A 21,940-nucleotide genomic window follows, 5' to 3' on the forward strand; every position below is an offset into this window, starting at 1 on the left:
AACGAAGATTAACATAGCTGAGCGCTTATTAATCTAATAATAAAATATCTAGGAAAAACTATGAGTATGAAATCAGCAAATGTATGGCGTAAAAGTCTTATAGCTGCCGCAATTGCGTGCAGCTTAAGCTCTACTGTAGCGTTCGCATATGATAAAACAACCGGTAGTATTGAGGGGAGCGTGTTAGTTCAGAACGGTCAGTCTCTTGCTAATGTAAATGTCACACTTAAACATAATACAAAAGGCCTTGTAAAAAGAACAACAACAAATGAAAGCGGTGAGTTTGATCTTAAAGGTCTTCCTATTGGTACCTATACAGTAACATTTTCTAAAAATGGCTATCAAACTGTATCCGAAGCCAAGCTTACTGTTGCGGCAGGAAATACTTCCTCTTTCGATGTGTCTATGTATGCAGATAATGTTGAAGTAATTCAAGTAACAGGCGCAGCTATCCGTAACATTGATATGCAAAGCTCAACTGCACAGTTAACGATTAATGCCAGCGATTTAGCAAAATTGCCTGTTGCGCAAAATCTTGAATCAGTCGCATTACTCTCTCCAGCATCGTCGTTAGCGGCAGATCCCGATGGAGATTATGGACGAGGGGTTTCTTTTAGTGGAGCCTCACTTGCTGAAAATGGTTATTTTCTTAATGGCTTAAATATTACCGATATCCGTAAAGGATTAGGTTATGTTGATTTTCCGTGGGAGGCTATTGCACAGACCAATGTTGTAGTGGGGGGGGTTCCTGCTGAGTATGGTAATTTTATCGGTGGTGTTACAGATGTAGTCACTAAATCTGGTGATAATGAGTTTAAATTTGGCGCTAAAGTTGACTACAAACCGGGTAGTTTCCTCCGTTCTCGTAGCCCAGACATCTGGCAGTTTGATACTGGCCACCCTGAAACGGACGCTGATGGTAATGTGACTGGCTACCCTCTAGCCTTAGAAACATATAACGGTGAAGATTATACCAAAGATGCCCGCTATAACATTTGGGCTAGTGGTGCAATTATTGAAGATACACTATTCTTTTATGCTTTATATAATCCACAAAAAGTGACCTATCGTTGGGCTGATACGACAACTATGACTCAACGTGTTGACGAAGCTGATTTCTGGTTAGCAAATGTTGATTGGTATATTACTGAAGAACACAGCTTAACTTTTACTGCGATGAATAATGAATGGGAACGTAGTGATTATTTTGCCGATTACGCCTATAGTCCAACAGGTCGAGAGCAGGGTAACCGTACTGGTGAATACGGTGAGCCTACGCAATCTGAATGGGGCGGTTCATTATTTTCTGTTAATTATAATGGCTATATTACTGACGATTTAAGTGTCTCTGCAGTTTACGGTGTCACTGATCAAGATACGCTAGAAGTAAACCCTACGGAGCACTTAAGTCGTGTATGGGATAACAGGAGTGGCAGTTGGCAGCGTAGAGGTGACTGGACAAACTGGTCAAAGAGTGCCTTAACTGAAGATAAACGTACTCAAACACGTATCGATTTTGATTGGGTGTTAGATAACCATACAATTAACTTTGGTTATAGTCATGAGAAGGTTGAAACTTTTGATCGTTCAGAGTACACAGGTAACGGGTGGCGTTATGATTTGTATACTGCAACAGAAAGTCGTATTGCCAATATAAATGATATTATTAAACGTGATGCTAATAGAAGAGGTGTTGCTTACGTTCCTTCTCCTTTAGCTGTGGGCGATGATTATTTTTGGACCAAGCAATATAAGAAAAATGGTTCAACTGAACAAAATTATCGTTCTTGGTATCTTGAAGATAATTGGGAAGTTAATGAGCAGTTAACTTTAAATTTAGGTATTCGTAATAGCTCGTTTGATGCTTCAACGGGTACTGGTGAAGAATATGTCTCTATGGATAACCAATGGGCACCTCGTTTAGGTGTTAATTACGATCTATTTGCTGATGGTGGTACTAAGTTACTTGCTAACTACGGGCGTTACTATATGCCTATTTCGCCAAACACCAGTGCTCGTATGACGCTACCAGAGGTTAACATTACAGGTTACGGTATGTTTGACGGCTTCAATGAAGAAAATAATACACCAAATCAAGTTGGGGAGTTATTTGCAGTTGAAGTTAATAGTGATGGCGAATTGGCGCAGCCAGTATCAACGTTTGTTGATAAAGATCTAGAACCTATGTATAGCGATGAATTTGTCTTAGGTATTGAACACGAACTAAATGATGATTGGGTTATTGGTGCTCGTTATATATACCGTGATCTTAAATCTTCGATTGAAGATACAAACTTAAGGTTCGCTTTAGTTGAAAAGTGGGGTCGGGAAAATCCAGAAGAATTACAGACACTTCAGGCACTTGGCTTAAATACTAATGTTAGTTGGTTAGCGCTTGTCATTAATCCAGGTAACCCAGTAAAGCTTGCTTATGACAAAAATCAAGATGGAACAGTAGCAAGTGATGAATACGTGAAATGGGATGCTGACTATTTAGGCTTACCTAAAGCAAAACGTGAATATCACGCTCTAGAGTTTACGGCTGAAGGGCAAATATCTGAGAACTTTAAATTACACGCCTCTTATACTTGGTCTAAAAATGAAGGTAGTACCGAAGGTTTAGTAAGTGGTGCACATTCACAAGCCGATCCTGGTTGGTCAGGTTCATACGATGCGCCAGAACTAACAGATAATAGTTTTGGTCGTACTTCTAATGATGTTCCGCATAAATTAAAAATGTTTGGTGTTTACGATGTGACCGATGAACTGGCTCTTGGTTTCAACTTGAGTATTCAGCAGGGACGCCCGATTAACAAATTTGGGTATCATCCACAGGGCGTAGGATCGTGCAGTGAACCTATGTGGTTAGATGACGCGAAAACACAGTTTAATACAAATGCTGTGACAGATTGTACGGATATTCGTGGCACGGATTTTTACTACAATGGTCAATCATCTCCACGTGGTTCTCATGGGCATAGCAAATGGATTTACAATCTTGACTTGAGTGCTTCATATAGCACCGAAGTGGTTGGCGGTAACCTGTTTGTTTCTGCAACTATTTTCAATATCTTTGATTTTGATACTCCAACATCATATTACGATAAAGCAGAATTAGAACAAGGTGTGGATAATCCTAACTACAGAAGACCAGAGCAATTCCAAGCACCAAGAAGTGCACAATTAACGATGAGGTACGAGTTTTAGTTGTAAATTGCTTAATTAAAATGCCGCTTTATGCGGCATTTTTTATTTACTTATCAATTGATTAACCTAAATAAAAAAAAGAAATATATAGTATTATTAATTCATATAACACCCATTTTTATTTCTGTTCTAAATATAGAGCTATTAATGTATATTAAATATTGTATACTAAGTTGTGAGTTGATGTTGAGTATGCGATATGACAATTTTTAAGGAAGAAACAATGAAAAAAAATAAATTCAGAAAGTTCAATTTGGGAATTCTATCATTACTAGCTGCATCTGCTGTTGCATATGCCGGAGGAGGTTACTGGGACTACCGCAAAGTTTGTGAGTATGAAACTATTACGGTTAATGATCCTGTAACGCATTGTAGTTATAGCGGTTCTATTTATGCTGATGATCCTAGTATTGGTCGTCCTATGTATGTTACCTCTACTAAAAAACTCGATAATCATGTTTCATGCCCCGCTGAGGTGACAGTATCAAGAGTCAGAAAAGTAGAAGTTGATGATGGTAGATGGGAATTTGTACGCTTTACTGGCGAAATCTCATTAACAGATGAATCACACAGTTATGATTCTCATGAGGAAACTCAGGTAATTGAAGGCTCTTGTCGTATGGTTAAGGTTTGGGTGCCATGTGATACTCATCGAGGATGTCAAGGGGAGCCTTAAACAGCAGCTTAACTTTCTCTCTTGGTTTGACTCTTATTCTCCCTAAGAGGCAAATGTTTTTAGCGGCTATTTAGCCGCTTTTTTTTATGTACAGGATGTACGGTATTTCGAAATTGCAGGAGCATTATTTCGTGTCTATACAGGATGTACGGTATTTCGAAATAGCAGGAGCACTATTTCGTGTCTGTACAGGATGTATGGTGAATTTTTTGTTCCAGACAAAAACTAAGTACTACCATCCATGTAAGCAATGTCATGGATGGCCAGGAGTGACGATGTATTGGGCTGCATGGAAGCAGGAGGTAGAGCAAAGCCGGAAACCTAACAAGCATTCAGGTTAACACTGATAAAACTGATAATTACTTTTACCTTCGCCTTTGACTTGATACATGGCTTTGTCGGCTTTTTCAATTAACTCATTGAATTCATTGCCATCGTTAGGGTAAAGGCTGATGCCTATGCTGGCTCCTAAGCAGTAGCACGTTCGATCGACCATGATAGGGCTTTGTAGTTGCTGCAATAATTTCGTTACCATATCGCGGACTTGTTGCTGGTTTTCAAATTGTGTTGCGATCAAGACAAACTCATCTCCTCCTACTCTGGCGCAAATATCGGTACTACGAGTATGTTTGACTAAGCGCTGTGCAACAATCTTTAATACCTCGTCACCAATTTTATGCCCTGCGTTATCATTGATTGGTTTAAAATTATCCAAATCGATGTAGAGTACCGCCATTAATTGATGGGGACGGTTAGCTAAAGAGACGGCATTTTCGAACAGGTTATTCATATAGCGTTTATTTTTTAATCCGGTGAGTGAATCGTGATAAGCGAGATTCAAGGCTTTCTCTTCTGCATCCAGTAGGCGTTTTTGAAAATTTAAGAGTATTACTGCAAGTAAAGTTAGGTAAATAATTAACATCAATAAGGTGCCAAGCAAAAAACCCCAAAAACGCCATTGTGGAATAACAAATATAATGGGATAAGAGAGCCAATGAACAGCAAGCAAGCTTGTGAAGATGGTGGCAACGAATAGCAGTTTTCGCGGTTCCTGATGTCGCTTGTGGTAGCAAATGGTTGCACAGATAATCAGAAAGCTAATATTAACGGCAATGAGCAGTATCCGTGCAAACCAGATAGAGATATCTATGCTGGTAAAAAGCAGCATTAGAGCTTCACAAAGTACTGTGGCGCTAATAATTAACTGCAACTGTTGCCGAGAATTTAAAAATTTTAAAATACCTATCAGTAAACAGGCTTTTTCCGGCATATTAAATAATGCGTACAGTAGTAATTGTAACTGACTGTCTTGTATGGAGGTTGTGAATAATAATGACAGTCTGGCTAATAATGCAAACGCTGTGGCAAGTGCCCACCAGCCAGCACCTGGACTAGTTCTCGAAACCTGACTTATCCAAAGAAACAAGATAAAAATGGTGAAATAAATGGTAGAACCAATGGTATGTACGAGCTGATACACCATTAAAACAATCTCAATAAATGCTGCTAGATAGTCAGCTTGCTAATAATCATCAATCCTTGTCATGCACTCGGGCTAATGAATTAATCCTTTATATCAATACTAGCGTAAAAGTAATTTTTAACCAGTGTGTCATTTGTGCTGTTAGCATCTACCATAATCGCTTGATTACAATGTGTGTTGTTTATTTGTTTTACCTACGACTTATGTCTTAGTTTTTGAGATGTTTTTTCAGTGCTTAACTTGATAAGGTAACTGGGTGAAAAATGATAGTAACAACTGAGTGGTAATATGTTCCCGAACTGGCAACTGACATTAATTAGTATTGGTTATATTGGACTGTTGTTTATTATTGCTTATTTAGGGGATAAGTACCGTCACCGCCTGATTAAACAAAGCCAGAGCATTATTTATGCTTTATCATTAGGTGTTTATTGTACTTCGTGGAGCTTTTTAGGGACCTCGGCACAGGCATCTTCTAATTTTCTTTCCCATCTGCCTATTTACTTAGGGCCGATATTATTATTTGTTTTTGCCTGGCCATTTATCAGGCGTATTATCCGCATCAGTTTAAAGCTCAACCTGACGTCGATTGCTGATTTACTGGCGGCTCGTTTTGGTAAATCGCATAATCTGGCGATCATGGTCACGTTTGTCGCTTTGATTGGTACCATGCCTTATATCGCGCTGCAGCTAAAAGCCATTGTTTATTCATTTCAACAGTTGCAGGCATCAAATATTGTCAGCACTTGGGGCTTTGGCTTAATTGTCAGTTTGGTACTAGCAGGGTTTACTATTGTGTTTGGTATTCGCAATATTGATGTTACAGAACGTCACCCTGGCGTGGTATTAGCAATTGCTTTTGAAAGCCTAGTCAAGTTGATCGCATTTCTAGCTGTTGGTTTGTTCGTGTCGTTTGTGCTATTTGATTCACCAATGGAAATCTGGCGACAGTCTGATGCTAATGTGCAGCTCTATAACAATATGAATCTTGATAATTTTATCTCGATGTCCGCGATGTTGATTATTGTGATGGCGGCATTTCTATCACTGCCGAGGCAGTTTCAGGTCATGGTAGTAGAACTAAAAGATGAAAAAGATACCTGGCTTAGTCGTCGTGTCTTTCCGCTTTATCTGCTGGTTTTTGCGCTTTTTGCTATGCCATTAGGCCTAGCTGGCCATGTTCTGTTGGGGGACTCAGTCCCGGCAGATACCTATGTATTGTTTCTTCCTTGGATAGAACAGCAAACTTGGCTGACACTGATCGCTTTTCTCGGTGCAATCTCTGCCGCCAGTTCTATGGTGATCATCTCGTCGATCGCCTTAAGTACCATGTTAAGTAATGAAATCGTTTTTCCTTTTCTGTTTCGTTCCCATCAGGCTGATCATGCACAGATAGAGTATGACAATTTTCGTTACCGATTACTGAAAATTCGCAAATTTTTGGTGCTGATGGTGATTTTGCTCGGTTATGTCGTATTTTTAATGGCGTCACCAGATACTTTAAGTTCGATGGGGGAAGTGGCTTTTGGTGCCTTTGCGCAACTCACCCCTGCTTTAATTGCCGCATTTTACTGGCGTAGAGCCAGTCTAACTGGGGTCTATGGCGGTATTTTAGTGGGCTTTATGTTGTGGCTGATTTTAAATTTCTTGCCTCAATTTGGCCTTTATCAACAACCATTTAATGACGGAATTTTACCAGCAAACAGTATCTCGAGCCTGTTAAGTTTAGCGGCTAATATTTTTGTCATGTGGGCATTGTCACAAATCAGTCGTCAGACAGTACAGGAAAGGGTGCAGGCGTCACTATTCCTTGAGTGGCAATCACCTGATTTATTATCAGGGGGGAAAAATCGCCGAGTAGATTATCGTGAACTGGAGCTATTGACGTCACGTTTTGTCGGTATAACTAAGGCGGCGAATAGTTTTGCTAAGTTTCAGCGTAAGAATATTAAGCAAGAATTAGGGACTCTTGCTTATAATCAGGAATTGCTACAACACACTGAAAAGACCCTAGCCAGTGTTATGGGCGCATCATCTGCCCGTCTGGTTTTGTCATCGGCACTGGATGGCCGTGATATTGCGCTGGATGATTTAGCCTTACTGGTGGAAGAAGCGTCTAGTCAAAAGCAGCAATATAGCGAGAATTTACTGCAAAGTGCGATTGAAAATGCCAGTGAAGGGATTTCTATCGTCGATAGTGATTTGAATCTAGTGGCCTGGAATAAGAAATATCTCGATTTGTTTAATTATCCGACGGAACTGATTTATAAAGGCGCGCCGATAGAGCATTTGATCCGCTTTAATGCCAGTAAAGGGCTTTGTGGTAGAGGAGATGTAGAACAGCAAGTAAGTAAGCGATTACATCATTTAAAGCGTGGCAGCTCCCATAGCTCAGAACGTCAGCAGGACAATGGTCAGGTTATTCGCATAGAAGGTAACCCATTACCGGACGGTGGTTTTGTCATGATGTTTTCAGATATCACCGCATTTCGTCAGGCAGAACAGGTATTGAAAGACACTAATGTTAATTTAGAAGATTTGATCAGGGAACGGACACAAAAACTTGAACAAGCAAATGAAGCGCTGGCATTGGCGCGAGAAAAAGCAGAACAGGCGCATATTAAAAAGAGCTTATATTTAAAAGCCTGTAGTCATGATTTAATGCAACCATTGGAAGCTGCTCGTTTATTTACTTCGGCACTGGCAAATCAAAATAATTTAAATGACAGTCAACGGCGTCAGGTACAAAATATCGACCACTCGCTGAAAGTGGCGAACGATTTATTAGCGGATCTCGGCGAAATCGCTCGAATAGAGAGTGGTAACATTAAACCGCAGTATTCAGTTTTTTCGCTAAATGGTTTATTTGAGGAGTTAAGCCGGGAATTTTCTGCGTCTGCCACTGAACAGGAAGTTGATTTTCGTATTGTTAATACGTCTGTTTGGGTCTCTTCCGATCGTAATTTATTACGCAGAATACTACAAAACTTAATTGGGAATGCGTTTCGGTATGCTAGTCCGGGTAAAGTGTTGTTAGGGGTAAGACGCATAGGTGGTCAGGCTAGTATTCAGGTACAGGATGATGGCCCAGGTATTCCTTTGGAAAAACAATCGTTAGTGTTTGAGCAGTTTACTCAGTTGCAAAATAGCGCATCACAGTCTGGGCGGGGTTTAGGCTTAGGCCTAAATATTACCCAGAGTTTAGCCCAGTTACTGGGCCATAGTTTAACACTTGTCTCAAAAGAGCAGTTGGGCTGTAAATTTATGATCGGTGTCGAACGGGCTAAACCTCAGCAGATGGCTGTCGATAAGAAACCTGCGTTTAACGCTGGTTTTAGCGATATTACTGTGATGTGCATCGATAACGACCCGGATGTGCTGAGCGGCATGGTGGAACTGTTGTCGACCTGGCAATGTCGGGTGCTGGCTGCTGAGTCTTTTCAGCAGGCGCAGCAGTTATTTCACCAGCACGGTAACGATGTCCAGATCTTACTAGTGGATTATCAATTAGATAATGGCCTTGACGGGTTAACATTAATCGCTTCACTGCGTCAGCAATGCCATCATTATTTACCTGCCATTTTAATTACCGCTACCACAGACTCTGATATTGAAGATAAGACTAAGGCGGCCGATGTTGGTTATCTGCGCAAAATGGTGAAACCAGCGTCATTAAGAGCAATGATAAGCGCAAAATTAGCCGATAAACTGCATCGCTGTTTCATCGGTGATTAGTGCAAATATCGCGAAAATTTGGCGCTAAATCTTTAGTAACACCTTGTATTTATAGCTATTAAATAAAATTATTTTCAATAATTAATCAAATCCCTTTATATGGATAATTAATCTGCTGGTGAATTATCCATCTATAGTTATTATTGTCCGTTAAAAATTAACCGCATGATTAAGAGATCAACATATGACTAATCGTGGTCGACCGGAAAAAGGCAGTGATGACGCTAGACGCAAGCTGATTGATGCCGCTAAGCAATGTTTTACTAATATGCCTTATCACGACGTCACTACTCGAATGCTGGCTGAGCAAGCTGGTGTTAATGCCGCCTTGATCCGTTACTACTTCATCAATAAAAAAGGCCTTTATAAAGAAATGTTTATTTCTGTCACCGGTGAGGTGATGAAGGCGGTCAATCAAGCACTCGCGGCAAAAGATGAATTTGATATTGAGCAAGTATTCCGTATTTTTTATCGCATTATGCAAAAGAATCCAACATTTCCGCTATTAATGTTCAAGGAGCTAGTGTTGGATCAAGGGCAGTGTCGGGAATTTTTAATCGATCGTCTGCTGCGTAATAATCAACCCTTTATTATTAAAGTGATCGATCAAATGCAGCGACAGGGAATATTGAAACCCAATGTCGATTTACGCTTTTTAGCGCTTAACTTTATGTCGATGTTGCTGTTTCCCTGGCACCTTAAAGGCATGTTGCAAGCGGAAATGAAGTTACCTTATGACCAAGCGATGCTTGATGCGATGGCAGCGCACAATGCAGATATTTTGAAATATGGCTGCGTAAAGGAGCAAACAAATAATGAAAATTAATTGGCAACAAAAACGCTGGTTAGCGATATTTCCTTTAATTGCTCTGGTAATTGTTATCTTGATTGTTGCAGTCAAGCCATCACCGCAAAAGCGGGAAAACGACCGTTATCAGCCGTTAGTTAAGGTAATAAAGGTTGAAAAGCACTCAATAGCGCCATTTGTCACGGGCTTTGGTCGCGCCAAACCGAAAGAGATTTGGCAAGCATTGTCCGAAGTTAATGGACGGGTGATTTATCGTCATCCGTTGTTAGAGCAAGGCAAAGTCATTAACGCTGGTACTGTGGTGTTGAAAATTGATCCGGTTGACTATCAATTAAAACTTGCACAGGCACAATCTGATGTTAACTCTGCAAGCGCTGAAGTGAGTCGGGTCGCGATGGAAGAAGCAAAGTTAAGCTTATCATTAAAACTGGAAAACCAACGCTTAGGCATCTTAGAGCAAGAGTTAAAACGTAAACGCGGCTTGTTAAACTCTGGCTCAATTGCACAATCAACGGTAGATGCAGAGCAAAATAATGTCTGGGCACAACAACAAAAAGTGCTGGATTTGGAGAATGCAGTGAAGCAGCACCCGGCTAATTTAGCGGTTGCTCAGGCAAAACAAAAAGTTGCTCAAGCAAAACTCAGTGAAGCACAGCGAAAATTAGCAAAAACCACCATAACGCTACCATTTGATGCCAGGATTGCCAGCGTGAATGCTGAATTGGAGCAGGTTGTTGGTGAACGGGAGAGTCTGATCAGCGCTCATCGCATTGGTACGATGGAAATCCCAGTACAAGTGGCAATGACAGATATGCGACAATTTGCCCAATACTTAACAAAACCAATGGCAAATGACGAGCAATTTCCCGATATTCAGTCCTGGTTGCTCGACGCTGAAGTGAGTTTATTTGTTGGCAATCAGCAATACGTCTGGCCGGGTAAGTTAACCAGTGTTGGCGAGAGTATCGACCCTCGCGGTAATACCGTCACCCTAATTGTTGATGTCAATATCAGTAATGAGGCATTTGACCCTAAGCGTCGGCCACCTTTGATTAACGATATGTATGTGCAAGTGAAAATAACAGGCAGCCAGCAATCATTGCTGGCAGTGCCAACTAATGCTTTGCATGGTGGTAAAATTTATCTGTTAACAACCGATGGCACACTCGAAGTGCGCACTGTTGATATTGCATTTGAGTCTGACGGTTTGACCGTGATTAGCAGTGGCCTTTACGAGGGCGAGCAGGTGATCTTAAGCGACGTTATTCCTGCGGTGCCAGGTCGACATCTGCGTGCTGTTGCACCTAAGTCTGCGGAGTAATTGCTGATGATAAGTTATTTTGCCAAACATCCAACCGCTGCTAATTTGTTAATGTTAGCGATAGTTGTGCTTGGCCTGTCGACATTACCATCGCTTAAGCGAGAAACTTTTCCGGAAATTAGTGCTGATACAATCAGTGTTCAGGTGCCTTATCCGGGTGCGAGTACCCAAGAAACTGAGCTGGCGTTATGTATGCCACTAGAAGATGCCATTGATGGTCTCAGTGATGTTGCCCAGGTGAGCTGTGAAGCGAGTGAAGGGGTGGCAATCATGACGGTCGAAATGGTCGAAGGTCGAGAGTTGTCGCGGTTGCTTGCTGATGTTAAAACCGAAGTTGATGCGATTGACAGTTTTCCGGCAGAGATAGAGAACCCGATTATTAAAGAAATGGGGCGTACACAAGCCTTGATTACTTTGGCACTCAGTGCCGAATTACCCGATTTTGAATTAAAAGCCTATGCTGAACGGGTGAAAGATAAGCTGCAAAAGTTACCGGATATCTCATTAGTCACTATTGAGGGTTTTTCTGATCATCAGCTCAGGGTTGAGTTATCTTTGTCTTTGTTAAGGCAATATGGTTTATCAATTAATGATGTTGCTAAGCGTATCGAAAAACAGAACATTAAATTGCCAAGTGGTAGTTTGGAAACCTTAGGTAAAACCATACAAATTCGTTTTGATCAACAACAGGTCAATGCCGAAACCTTGAAAGAACTCGTGGTGGCGTCCACCGCATCAGGTGGTCAGGTGCGGTTAAAAGATTTAGCCACTGTGGTTGAACGTTTTGAGCTCGATGAAGCGAAAGTGCAGTTCAATGGTAAGCAAGGGGCACTGATTAAAATTCAAAAAACTCGCAGTCAGGACGCGCTTAAATTAGTCGACCAAGTGTATGCTTTTGTCGAACAAGAGCAACAGTCGCTTCCTGTTGGCATCACTATGGTGTTAACCAATGATCAGGCACAAATTGTAAAAGACAGGCTGGCGATGCTGATCACTAACGCCTGGCAGGGTATTTTACTGGTGTTTGCTACTATGTGGCTGTTTTTTGCTTGGCGTTATTCGTTTTGGGTATCGATGGGCTTGCCTGTGTCTTTTCTTGGTGCGTTTTGGCTAATGTCTTTATTAGGGGTCAGCATCAATATGATTTCTATGGTTGGCATGCTGATGGCGATCGGTATTTTAATGGACGATGCGATAGTGATTGCTGAAAGTATTGCCAGTCATATTGAGCGCGGGGAGCAAATAGACAGTGCTGTTGTTGCTGGTGTCACTATGGTGTCGCCGGGTGTGTTTTCGTCATTCCTCACTACCGCTTCAGTATTTGCCGGCTTAGCGTTTATCTCAGGTGATATAGGTCAGGTAATGAAAGTATTTCCGCTGGTATTATTGGCGGTGTTAGTGGTGAGCTTGGTTGAAGCGTTTTTCATTTTGCCGGGGCATTTACTGCATTCATTGCATCACAGAGATCAGCGCAATGCGGCAACTTTTAAACAACGCTTTAATGAAAAGTTTGAATATTTTCGTGCGACTCGCTTAGTTAACTGGGTAGAGCAGGCAGTCACATATCGGTATGCCGTGGTTGGTGGCGTCTTAGCGATGTTCTTGTTGTCTATCGCATTGCTTGCTGGTGGTATCTTAAAATTTAAAGCATTTCCTGAGTTGGAAGGCGATGTTTTGGAAATGCGCTTACTGATGCCACAAGGTACGCCACTTCGTAGTACCGAAGTGATTGTTGAGGATGCGATTGATAAACTTAAACAACTTAACCTGGAGTTAACGCCTAAGCAACCCAAAGGGCAAACGCTGGTAGAAAACATTAGTGTTGAATATAACACTAATGCGGATGCTGGCGAGAAAGGAAGTCACGTCGCGACCGTTAGGGTAGATTTACTGACGGCAGAAAAACGTAATACTAGCTTAGTTTACCTGCAACACAAATGGCGAGAAGTTGTGGGGGAAATTCCCGGTGCGTTAGCCCTGTCATATAAACAACCAAGCTTTGGACCAGCAGGCCGCGCTATTGAAATTCGTTTGCATGGTGAAGATTTAACTATGCTGGAAACAGCTTCTTATCGTATCCAACAAGCGTTAAATCAATATAGCGGTGTGTTAAATCTCATGGATGATCTACGTCCAGGCAAGGAAGAATACCAGGTGCACTTATTGCCGGGAGCTATGTCGTTAGGAGTTGACGGCGCGATGATCGCTGGCCAATTGCGCTCGGCATTTTTTGGTGAAATTGCCGATGAATTTCAGCGTGGCAATGAAAATATAGAGCTGGATGTCAGGCTAAGCAAAAAAGATAAGCGCTCGTTATGGCAATTACAGAATTATCCGATAACGTTAAGTGACGGTACGCAGATCCCATTATCAGCCGTTGCTGAGTTAACACCAACGCGTGGTTATGCGCGCATTAACCGGGTTAATGGCGAACGAACGGTTACTGTGATTGGTGATGTCGATGCCGAATTAGTGAATACTGGCGAGTTGATTAAAACGATACAAAAAACGGTAATTGCCGATTTGTTAGTTGAATATCCTCAGCTCTCTGTCAGTTATGAAGGAGAAGTGAAAGAAGGTGGCGGTACAGGCGCTTCTATCGGTCAAAAATTTCTCATGGGCTTAGTGGGAGTATTTATTATTCTAAGTTTTCAGTTTCGCAGTTATATGGAGCCTGCGATAGTGATGTTAGCAATTCCACTGGCGTTGATCGGCGCGTTATGGGGCCATGTTTTACTAGGTTACGATTTTACTATTCCGAGTATTATGGGCTTTGTATCGTTAGCGGGCATAGTGGTGAATGATTCTATCTTGCTAGTAACTTATATTAAGGCACATCAAAAATCTGGTATCGACATCCATAAAAGTGCGGTGTTAGCGGCAAAAGAAAGGTTTCGCGCTGTATTTATTACCTCAATCACAACCATTGCTGGTATGTTGCCGTTATTGCTGGAAACCAGTATGCAGGCTCAGATATTACAGCCATTAGTGGTTAGCTTATTGTTTGGCATTTCAGCCTCAACATGTTTGATTTTGTTTGTTTTGCCTTGTTTGTATGTCATTTTTGAAGACTGGGGGCTCACGGCCAAGCATCATATGCAAGGTAGCGCAGTGAGCGCTTAGCAGCGCTCACTTCTTTATGTGTCTAAACCTAATTCGGGTAAATCCAACTGCCCGATGGCAATTACTGCCTGCGTTCGGTTTCTGACATTGAGTTTACGAAATATCGCGGTGGCATGGGCTTTTATTGTCGCTTCAGAAACTTCGAGATCATAGGCAATTTGTTTATTGAGCATGCCTTGGGCAAACATCATTAAAATGCGATATTGCTGTTGAGTGAGACTGGCAACCCGCTCGGCAATATCGGTGTGATCTTCATTTTTACTCTCTAAGCGGAAGCTTTCAGGTAGCCAAATATCACCTAGCAGAACTTGCTGAATGGCAGCAAAAATGGTTTCTACCGGGGTTGATTTTGGGACAAAACCCGAAGCGCCATATTCCATTGCTTTGGCAATGGTGTCTTGATCTTCATGAGCGGAGACTACGACAACCGGCACTTGTGGGTAGTGATTTCTGACATGGATCAGGGTATTAAAACCGTGTGCTCCTGGAATATTTAAATCTAACAGCAGTAAATCAGCATCACTATGTGTGATGAGCTGTTGCTCTAATTCTTCGATAGTTTGTGCTTCAACCCACTGTGTTTGCGTCAGTTTTACTTTAAGCGTATCCAATAAAGCTTGTCTGAATAATGGGTGATCATCAGCTATTATTATTTTTTCTGGCTGGATCATAATTAATTTCCTCAAACGTCCCCATGGTTAGGGATTGCTGATCTTGTTAGTTCAGCAATCCTTAGTATACCCATTAATCAGAGAAAAGCTTATAGACTAAAGTCTAATATGCTCTAACGTGCCGGAATATTTTTTAATACCGCCACTAATAACTGCCAATATTGCTCAACCGTTGTGACATCAACCTTTTCATCCGGAGAATGTGGGAATTTAATCGTCGGGCCAAATGACACCATATCCCACTGAGGATAAGCCGTTTTAAATAATCCGCATTCCAAACCTGCATGAATGACCATGATCTCTGGAATCTTATTAAACAGTGACTGATAAGTGTCTCTGACTACTTTCATAATGGTCGAATCAGTGTTTGGCTTCCAGCCAGGGTAAGCACCTGAAAAATGAATGTCAGCACCCGCGAGTTTAAATACAGAATCTACTATGGTTTGTGCGGCTAAACGGCCATCATCATGTAGGCTGCGAATCAAGGTCATGGCTTCAAATCTATTACCCTTAGTTCTTAATACCCCAAGATTTAGTGAGGTTTCGACTATGCCTTCGATATCGTCACTCATGCGTTGCACACCGTTAGGACAGGCATTTAACGCTCTAAGTATGGTTGTTTGGCATTCTTTACTCCAGCACTGTTCAAACGTTTCTGGTGAGATCAGCAGCATCTCAATATCAGTTTCTACTGCTTTGAAATTTAACCTAATTATTGCTAAATAATCCGCTAAATCTTGTTTGAATGCTTCTATTTGCGTTTTGTTTATAACAAAACTGGCATCTGCTTCTCTTGGAATAGCGTTGCGTAAACTACCGCCATTGAGCTCGGTTAATTGCAGATCATACTTTTCAGCCATAGTTAATAGAAAGCGCACTAATAGTAGACAGGCATTAGCACGACCAGTATCAATATCGACGCCGGAGTGACCACCTTTTAATCCGGAGATTGATAAGTTAAACGCCTGATAGTCGGGTGCAACTTGATCAAAACTGAGCATAAATTTGGCATTACCATCAATTCCACCGGCGCAGCCCATATAGACTTCGCCTTCTTGTTCTGAATCTGTGTTGATCAGAATGTCGCCTTTTAACCAGTGCGGCTGTAGGCCAAACGCACCGGTCATACCGGCTTCTTCATCGATAGTGACTAACACTTCCAGTGGGCCATGAGCTATGTCATCACTTGCTAATACTGCTAGTGCAGATGCCAGGCCAACACCATTGTCGGCACCTAGTGTAGTGCCGTCTGCCGTTACCCAAGGCATACCATTTTCTTCAATGATTAATGGCTGGATTGGATCGGTTAAAAAATCATGATCTTTGTCTGAGTTTTTCTGTGGCACCATATCCATATGAGCTTGCAAAATTGCGCCTCGTCGATCTTCCATACCAGGTGTAGCCGCTTTGCTGATCAGCAGGTTGCCGACTTCATCTTCCTCTACGTTTAAACCTTGCTCTGTTGCCCATGACTGGATCCAGGCAGAAATTTTTTGTTCATGTTTCGATGGATGCGGTATTGAACAAATGTGTTCAAAAATTTGCCATAGTTTGTTCGGTTGTAAATGTGCAAGGCTACTCACGAGATTTCCTCATTTGCGTTATTTGTTATTATTATTATTGATTAGTAAAAATAAACGCCAGCAAAGCCAGCGTTTTTAATAGTCGAAGTTGTATAAAGCTATTTACTGGCCATTAAAAATTGCCATTGCTCATTAAAGCTCTCACTTGGTTTTTTATTAAAGCCTGAGCGGACATAAGCAGCAACTTTTCCTTCGGCAAAGGCAACTAGGATATTGGCTAATGCCTGTTCATTAATGTCAAAACCTTTGCCTTCTCTGAGTTTACGTTCTCTCAGTACCTGTTTAAATTGTGATTCGAGCTTTTCAAAAAATTGATTGACTCGGGTTCGTAAACGCTCGTTTTCACCCATAAGTGCATCGCCAGATAAAATACGGCACATCCCCGGATTACGCTCAGCAAATACTAATAATACATGGAGAATATGATGACAGCGCACCAAAGCCTCTTTATGGTCAGTTAAGATCAGGTTGATACGTGAAAAAATCGATTCTTCAATAAATTCAATTAAACCTTCAAACATTCGGGCTTTTGACGGAAAATGTCGATATAACGCTGCCTCTGAAACACCAACTTCTGCCGCGAGTTTAGCGGTAGTAATGCGTTCACCAGGGCTGCTTTGCAGCATTAATGCTAAACATTCTAAAATTTGTTGTTTACGGTTTGGCTTTTGAGTAACCGACATATAAATTATTCTCTTTTATTAGTATGTTGAATAATATTGTTAATGGGGCAATTGTATCTCGAACCCGTTGTTCAATCTAGTTGTTCGGCGATAAGTGCTACTAATTGCTGTGCCACTAAGCTTTTATCTGCGAGATCAATATCGAACTTATTATTGGTGGAATAGACAGTTAATGCATTGTTATCACTGTTAAAACCCTGTCCTGAGGTGGCAACATTATTTGCAGCAATTAAATCTAAATTTTTACGTTTGAGCTTGTCTAAGGCGTATTGCTCGATGTTTTGCGTTTCAGCTGCAAAGCCAACTGTGTAGGGCTTGTTAGTCAATTGTGCGACATCGGCAACAATATCTGGATTTTTAACCAGCTTAATTTGCATTTCTTGATTGTCGTCAGTCTTTTTAATTTTATGATCGGCAATCTGGGCGACGCGGTAATCAGCAACTGCTGCACAGGAAATAAAAACGGTTGCTTCGTTGGCGTAAGTTAATGCTTGCTTGTGCATTTGCTCAGCACTTTCAACATCAATACGCTTAACGCTTTGTGGTGTATTAAGGTGTACAGGACCGGCAATTAAGGTGACGTTGGCACCTGCTTGTTGTGCTGCTTGTGCTAGAGAAAAGCCCATTTTTCCTGAGCTATGGTTAGAAATGTAACGTACCGGATCGATCGCTTCTCGGGTTGGCCCAGCAGTTATCACCCAGTGTTGACCTGAGAGCTTATCGTTTTGGTATAAAGCACAAACGCGTTCAACTAATTCAGTTACTTCCAGCATACGGCCAAAGCCAACATCACCACAGGCTTGCTCGCCTTGTCCAGGTCCCCAGATATTAATTTTTCTGTTGTTCAGTGTGGCGATATTTTCTTGTGTTGCCGTTGCATGCCACATTTGCTGATTCATTGCCGGCGCGATAAATATTGGCGCTGGCGTAGCTAATACTAGTGTTGAGAGTATATCTTCAGCATGTCCGTGGGTAATTTTCGCGATAGTATTAGCTGTTGCCGGTGCAATTAATACCAGATCAGCCCATTTTGCTAATTCAATGTGTCCCATCGCCAGCTCTGCTTCAGTATCAAGTAAATTGTCTGACACCGTATTACCTGAAACGGCTTGCAGTGTTAACGGGGTAATAAACGCTTTCGCACCTTCGGTCATTACCACACGGATATTGGCACCATGCTCTTTTAGCCGGCGTACTAACTCCGGAATCTTATAAGCAGCAATACCACCTGTGATGCCGAGAACAATATTTTTTTCCTGAAGAGTTTGCATAAGTCGCGAGTCTTACTAATCTAAATTTTATAGTGCATACCATAGCATTATTAGGGGTTGATGAAAATTGGCGTGTGATCACTATGGCTTGAAATTAAATAAAGGCCATCTGATAGCAATTAACCGATATGAGCATGCAAGGAAGCGTTTATGTTAAAAGATTGGCCGGATGCAGAGAAACCGCGAGAAAAATTGTTAGCTATGGGGGCAATGAGTTTGTCTGATGCCGAGTTACTGGCAATATTTCTAAGGACAGGTGTCAAAGGGTGTGATGTGGTTGAGTTAGCGCGGCGACTCTTAAATAACTTTGGTACCATTGCCGGTATCTATAATGCCAGTGAACAGGAGTTTTGCCAGATTTCAGGGATAGGGATTGCTAAATACGTACAGCTACAAGCGTGTTTGGAAATGACCAAGCGTTATTTGCAGGAACAACTGGTTAATGGTGAAGGTTTAACTTCGTCTGTCGATAGCCAGAACTATTTAATCGGGCAATTAAAAAATGAAACTAATGAAGTATTTGCGCTATTGTTTTTGGATAGCCAACATCAGGTACTACGTTTTGAAAAGTTATTTTATGGTACCTTGAACGCGTCAACGGTTTATCCGAGAGTAGTGGTTGAAAAAGCACTACACTTTAAAGCAGGAGCTGTTATTTTGGCACATAATCATCCGTCTGGTGTTGCTGAAGCCAGTATGGCTGACAAGCAGCTTACTCAAAGGTTGCAACAGGCGTTGGCCTTGATTGATGTTAAGGTGTTAGACCATATGATTATTGCGGGTCATCAATGTTATTCGTTTGCTGAGCATGGACTCATTTAAAGCAGAGAATGTCATAGAAAAATCTTGCAACTCGCTAAAATGACGGTTAGCTTTAATGATAGAGGTGATTGGAGGTTGAAATGGTTGATGATAATCAAGAAAACGCTGAACGTAGGCAATCTTTTCGCTTGGATATGGAAAAAGAGCTGGTAGATATTCTATGGACTGGAGAGCAAGGCCAAGAAGTTAAGAAAAAAATTGTCTGTGTTGACTTCTCAAAAGGTGGTTTAAAGCTCGATTGCGATCAGGAAATTCCGGTTAATACTGAAGTCACCGTAGTGTTTCAGGCGGCGGCTAAGCACAGTCAGCAATTAACCGGACGGGTACTTCGTTGTATCCAGCAGGATAATGGTTGGTATGAAGTTGCTTTAAGACTAGCCGATTAAAGGTAGATTGTGATTTTTTAGACTATAATTAAGTACCCTTGCATTGAAAAAGTGGTAGTAGAAGGAATTGGCAATATGATGATTTTAGTTGGTGGTGAGAAAGGCGGCAGTGGTAAAAGTTGCCTAGCGCAGAATTTAGCGGTTTATTTTGCGCGTGACAAACAAGCCATAGTATTAATGGTTGATTGTGACCCTCAACGTACCACCTCTGATTGGATCCAAGCGAGAAATACAGATCCATCCTTACCGGCCATAAACTGTATTCAACTCTATGGTAAAATACGTAATGATTTATTAAGTCTTAAACAGCATTATGATTATGTCATTGTTGATTGTGGCGGTCAGGACAATTTAGCATTAAGGGCGGCAATGTCTGTTGCTGAACATGTCATTATTCCACTCAGACCTAAGCGTCGTGATTTGAAAACTGTACCTCATATGGAAGATATGCTCAGTACCTGTAAAATGGTAAACCCTAAAATGCTGGCGTCTTTTGTTATTACGCAATGTCCTGCATTGCCTAGTCAAGTTAACCGTATCTTGGAAGCAAAAGAAGTGTGTAGCTCATACGGGATTAATGTGCTTGATGCGGTAACTTATAATCGTAATGTTTACGACGATAGTGAAGAGCAAGGCTCGTCAGTGTTAGAAAATGATCCCACAGGTAAAGCGGCTGATGAAATGAAAGCAATCGCTGAAGAACTATTAGCAATGGAGCCGGATGACTCACATGAGTTTAACTGATTTAAAAAAATCCAAGGATGATAAACACAAGAAAAAGGCATTTACTGTAGACGAATTTATCGCTGACGCCGAGAATTACGCCAAAGGGGCACCTGAACTCGTCAGTAAAGGAAAAAAACAGCCTGTTGACCTCGCTCAAGCATTAGCAGCAGCTAAGCAGTTTGAAGTAAAACGTCAGGCCGAGCGAAGAAAATCAAAATCGGATAAACCCTTTCGGCATGCAACATTTACTTTGAGTGAAGAAGCTATTGCCCAGCTACAGGAATTAGCAAAAGATAGCCAGTTAGCAAAGTCACACATTATCCGAATCTTAATTAACGAGTTATGTAATAAAGAACAACAGGAAAAATTAAGTAAGTTATTAGCTTCTAATGTAGACTAAATTTGTTTGATTTAACCGCGTTGAGCTTAAAATATAAACAAGGCTAATCTTTATTTAAGTGAAAATTAGCCCTGTAATAATCAATTAACTTACTGAATTTTATAAAAATAGTTGTTTTTAGTAAGAGAATTGATATAAAAGCTAGCTTTCGTTTTTCACTTTCACTATAATATGCCACCTTTTTCAGGATCCCGAGGCGACGGTCTTGGGGAAATATAGCTCGAGCTGAAATTAATTTTGGAGTGACTCACATGTCTAAAGTTTGCCAAGTAACAGGCAAAAAGCCAGTCGTAGGGAACAACCGTTCTCACGCAAGAAACGCAACACGTCGTCGTTTCTTACCGAATCTTCAGTCTCACCGTTTTTGGGTAGAGAGTGAAAACCGTTTCGTTAAATTACGTTTAACTCCGAAAGGAATGCGTATTATCGATAAGAAAGGTATTGATGCAGTATTAGCTGACATTCGTGCCCGTGGCGAAAAAATTTAAGGAATTATCATGCGCGATAAAATTCGTTTAGTTTCTAGTGCAGGTACAGGTCATTTTTATACTACTGACAAGAATAAAAAAACCATGCCAGAGAAAATGGAAATCAAAAAATTTGATCCAAAAGCTCGTAAGCACGTAATGTATAAAGAAGCTAAAATTAAATAATTATAGTTTCAACGTATTTAAAAAACCCAGCATCTGCTGGGTTTTTTTATTACTATTTTTTATCTGCCATAAAAAATGCCATCAGTAATATGATGGCATTTTTGTTAAAACTTTATTTGTTAAATCAGGGGCGAATGGTAATTTCTGGTGAAGTATTAATTTCCCCTTCATCCGAAATAGTGGCGATGTTGTCATCACATAACAATACGGCCATGCTGCCAGCCTTACTGCCTCTGATAAACATTAGATCATAGCCAAATTGCGTTAAACTACTGGCTGCAAATTTTTGCGCTAATGAAAGCTTATCCCATAATACCGAGTGTTCAGGATTATAATGCCTTCGCTCCAGTAACACTTCGCGTTCTAATACTGCTTGCACGCATACCCCTGTC

At 41.1% G+C, this 21,940-nt stretch carries 18 protein-coding genes; 12 read left to right on the top strand and 6 right to left on the bottom strand.

Annotated elements, in window-relative coordinates:
• Window positions 1–60 precede the first annotated feature (60 nt).
• Entirely contained in the window at window positions 61–3,207 is a 3,147-nt protein-coding gene (locus QQK06_RS09905; RefSeq protein ID WP_284244500.1) for a TonB-dependent receptor, read from the top strand.
• A gap of 253 nt (window positions 3,208–3,460) precedes the next feature.
• Window positions 3,461–3,883 (top strand): hypothetical protein, encoded by a 423-nt coding sequence (locus QQK06_RS09910; protein WP_284244501.1) that lies wholly within the window; start codon window positions 3,461–3,463, stop codon window positions 3,881–3,883.
• Between the two features lie 337 nt (window positions 3,884–4,220).
• Here the strand turns inward: QQK06_RS09910 and QQK06_RS09915 are convergent, their stop codons facing one another.
• Entirely contained in the window at window positions 4,221–5,366 is a 1,146-nt protein-coding gene (locus tag QQK06_RS09915; protein ID WP_284244502.1) for a GGDEF domain-containing protein, read from the bottom strand.
• A 288-nt stretch (window positions 5,367–5,654) separates the two neighbouring features.
• Between QQK06_RS09915 and QQK06_RS09920 the strand changes: the two genes are divergently transcribed.
• The 4 genes from QQK06_RS09920 to QQK06_RS09935 all read left to right on the top strand — a co-directional run bounded on the left by QQK06_RS09920 (window position 5,655) and on the right by QQK06_RS09935 (window position 14,353).
• On the top strand, window positions 5,655–9,101 hold the full coding sequence (locus QQK06_RS09920) for a hybrid sensor histidine kinase/response regulator (RefSeq protein ID WP_284244503.1): 3,447 nt from the start codon (window positions 5,655–5,657) through the stop codon (window positions 9,099–9,101).
• A 184-nt stretch (window positions 9,102–9,285) separates the two neighbouring features.
• The gene (locus QQK06_RS09925; RefSeq protein ID WP_284244504.1) at window positions 9,286–9,927 is read left to right on the top strand and encodes a TetR/AcrR family transcriptional regulator; all 642 of its coding nucleotides are present in this window, start codon (window positions 9,286–9,288) and stop codon (window positions 9,925–9,927) included.
• Entirely contained in the window at window positions 9,917–11,230 is a 1,314-nt protein-coding gene (locus QQK06_RS09930) for an efflux RND transporter periplasmic adaptor subunit (protein ID WP_284244505.1), read from the top strand. The genes QQK06_RS09925 and QQK06_RS09930 overlap by 11 nt, the downstream gene beginning before the upstream one ends.
• Window positions 11,231–11,236: 6 nt before the next feature.
• Window positions 11,237–14,353: an efflux RND transporter permease subunit gene (locus tag QQK06_RS09935; RefSeq protein WP_284244506.1), complete on the top strand. Its 3,117-nt coding sequence runs from the start codon at window positions 11,237–11,239 to the stop codon at window positions 14,351–14,353.
• Between the two features lie 14 nt (window positions 14,354–14,367).
• On the opposite strand, the gene QQK06_RS09940 is transcribed toward QQK06_RS09935, so the two are convergent.
• The 4 genes from QQK06_RS09940 to coaBC all read right to left on the bottom strand — a co-directional run bounded on the left by QQK06_RS09940 (window position 14,368) and on the right by coaBC (window position 18,561).
• Window positions 14,368–15,024 (bottom strand): response regulator, encoded by a 657-nt coding sequence (locus tag QQK06_RS09940; protein WP_284244507.1) that lies wholly within the window; start codon window positions 15,022–15,024, stop codon window positions 14,368–14,370.
• Window positions 15,025–15,137: 113 nt separating this feature from the next.
• A complete protein-coding gene (locus QQK06_RS09945; RefSeq protein ID WP_284244508.1) occupies window positions 15,138–16,607 on the bottom strand; it encodes an aminoacyl-histidine dipeptidase in 1,470 nt (489 codons plus the stop codon).
• 98 nt (window positions 16,608–16,705) lie between these two features.
• Window positions 16,706–17,290: a nucleoid occlusion factor SlmA gene (slmA, locus tag QQK06_RS09950; RefSeq protein WP_284244509.1), complete on the bottom strand. Its 585-nt coding sequence runs from the start codon at window positions 17,288–17,290 to the stop codon at window positions 16,706–16,708.
• 71 nt (window positions 17,291–17,361) lie between these two features.
• Window positions 17,362–18,561: a bifunctional phosphopantothenoylcysteine decarboxylase/phosphopantothenate--cysteine ligase CoaBC gene (gene coaBC, locus QQK06_RS09955; RefSeq protein WP_284244510.1), complete on the bottom strand. Its 1,200-nt coding sequence runs from the start codon at window positions 18,559–18,561 to the stop codon at window positions 17,362–17,364.
• 150 nt (window positions 18,562–18,711) lie between these two features.
• Here coaBC and radC point away from each other — a divergent pair, with 150 nt between their 5' ends.
• From radC to rpmG, 6 genes are all read left to right on the top strand, one after another.
• On the top strand, window positions 18,712–19,383 hold the full coding sequence (radC, locus tag QQK06_RS09960) for a RadC family protein (RefSeq protein ID WP_284244511.1): 672 nt from the start codon (window positions 18,712–18,714) through the stop codon (window positions 19,381–19,383).
• Window positions 19,384–19,463: 80 nt separating this feature from the next.
• The gene (locus QQK06_RS09965) at window positions 19,464–19,769 is read left to right on the top strand and encodes a PilZ domain-containing protein (protein ID WP_284244512.1); all 306 of its coding nucleotides are present in this window, start codon (window positions 19,464–19,466) and stop codon (window positions 19,767–19,769) included.
• A gap of 75 nt (window positions 19,770–19,844) precedes the next feature.
• Window positions 19,845–20,513 (top strand): AAA family ATPase, encoded by a 669-nt coding sequence (locus QQK06_RS09970; protein WP_284244513.1) that lies wholly within the window; start codon window positions 19,845–19,847, stop codon window positions 20,511–20,513.
• The gene (locus QQK06_RS09975) at window positions 20,491–20,895 is read left to right on the top strand and encodes a ribbon-helix-helix protein, CopG family (RefSeq protein WP_284244514.1); all 405 of its coding nucleotides are present in this window, start codon (window positions 20,491–20,493) and stop codon (window positions 20,893–20,895) included. The genes QQK06_RS09970 and QQK06_RS09975 overlap by 23 nt, the downstream gene beginning before the upstream one ends.
• A 251-nt stretch (window positions 20,896–21,146) precedes the next feature.
• Window positions 21,147–21,383, top strand: a complete 237-nt coding sequence (gene rpmB / locus QQK06_RS09980) for a 50S ribosomal protein L28 (RefSeq protein ID WP_284244515.1) — start codon at window positions 21,147–21,149, stop codon at window positions 21,381–21,383.
• A gap of 9 nt (window positions 21,384–21,392) precedes the next feature.
• Window positions 21,393–21,548, top strand: coding sequence for a 50S ribosomal protein L33 (gene rpmG, locus QQK06_RS09985; protein WP_044834320.1), 156 nt, complete (start codon window positions 21,393–21,395; stop codon window positions 21,546–21,548).
• A 124-nt stretch (window positions 21,549–21,672) separates the two neighbouring features.
• Here rpmG and QQK06_RS09990 read toward each other — a convergent pair whose 3' ends face one another.
• Window positions 21,673–21,927: a hypothetical protein gene (locus QQK06_RS09990; RefSeq protein ID WP_284244516.1), complete on the bottom strand. Its 255-nt coding sequence runs from the start codon at window positions 21,925–21,927 to the stop codon at window positions 21,673–21,675.
• Window positions 21,928–21,940 lie beyond the last annotated feature (13 nt).

Source organism: Thalassotalea insulae, from assembly GCF_030161395.1.
In the GTDB taxonomy this organism is placed as follows: Bacteria; Pseudomonadota; Gammaproteobacteria; order Enterobacterales; family Alteromonadaceae; genus Thalassotalea_E; species Thalassotalea_E insulae.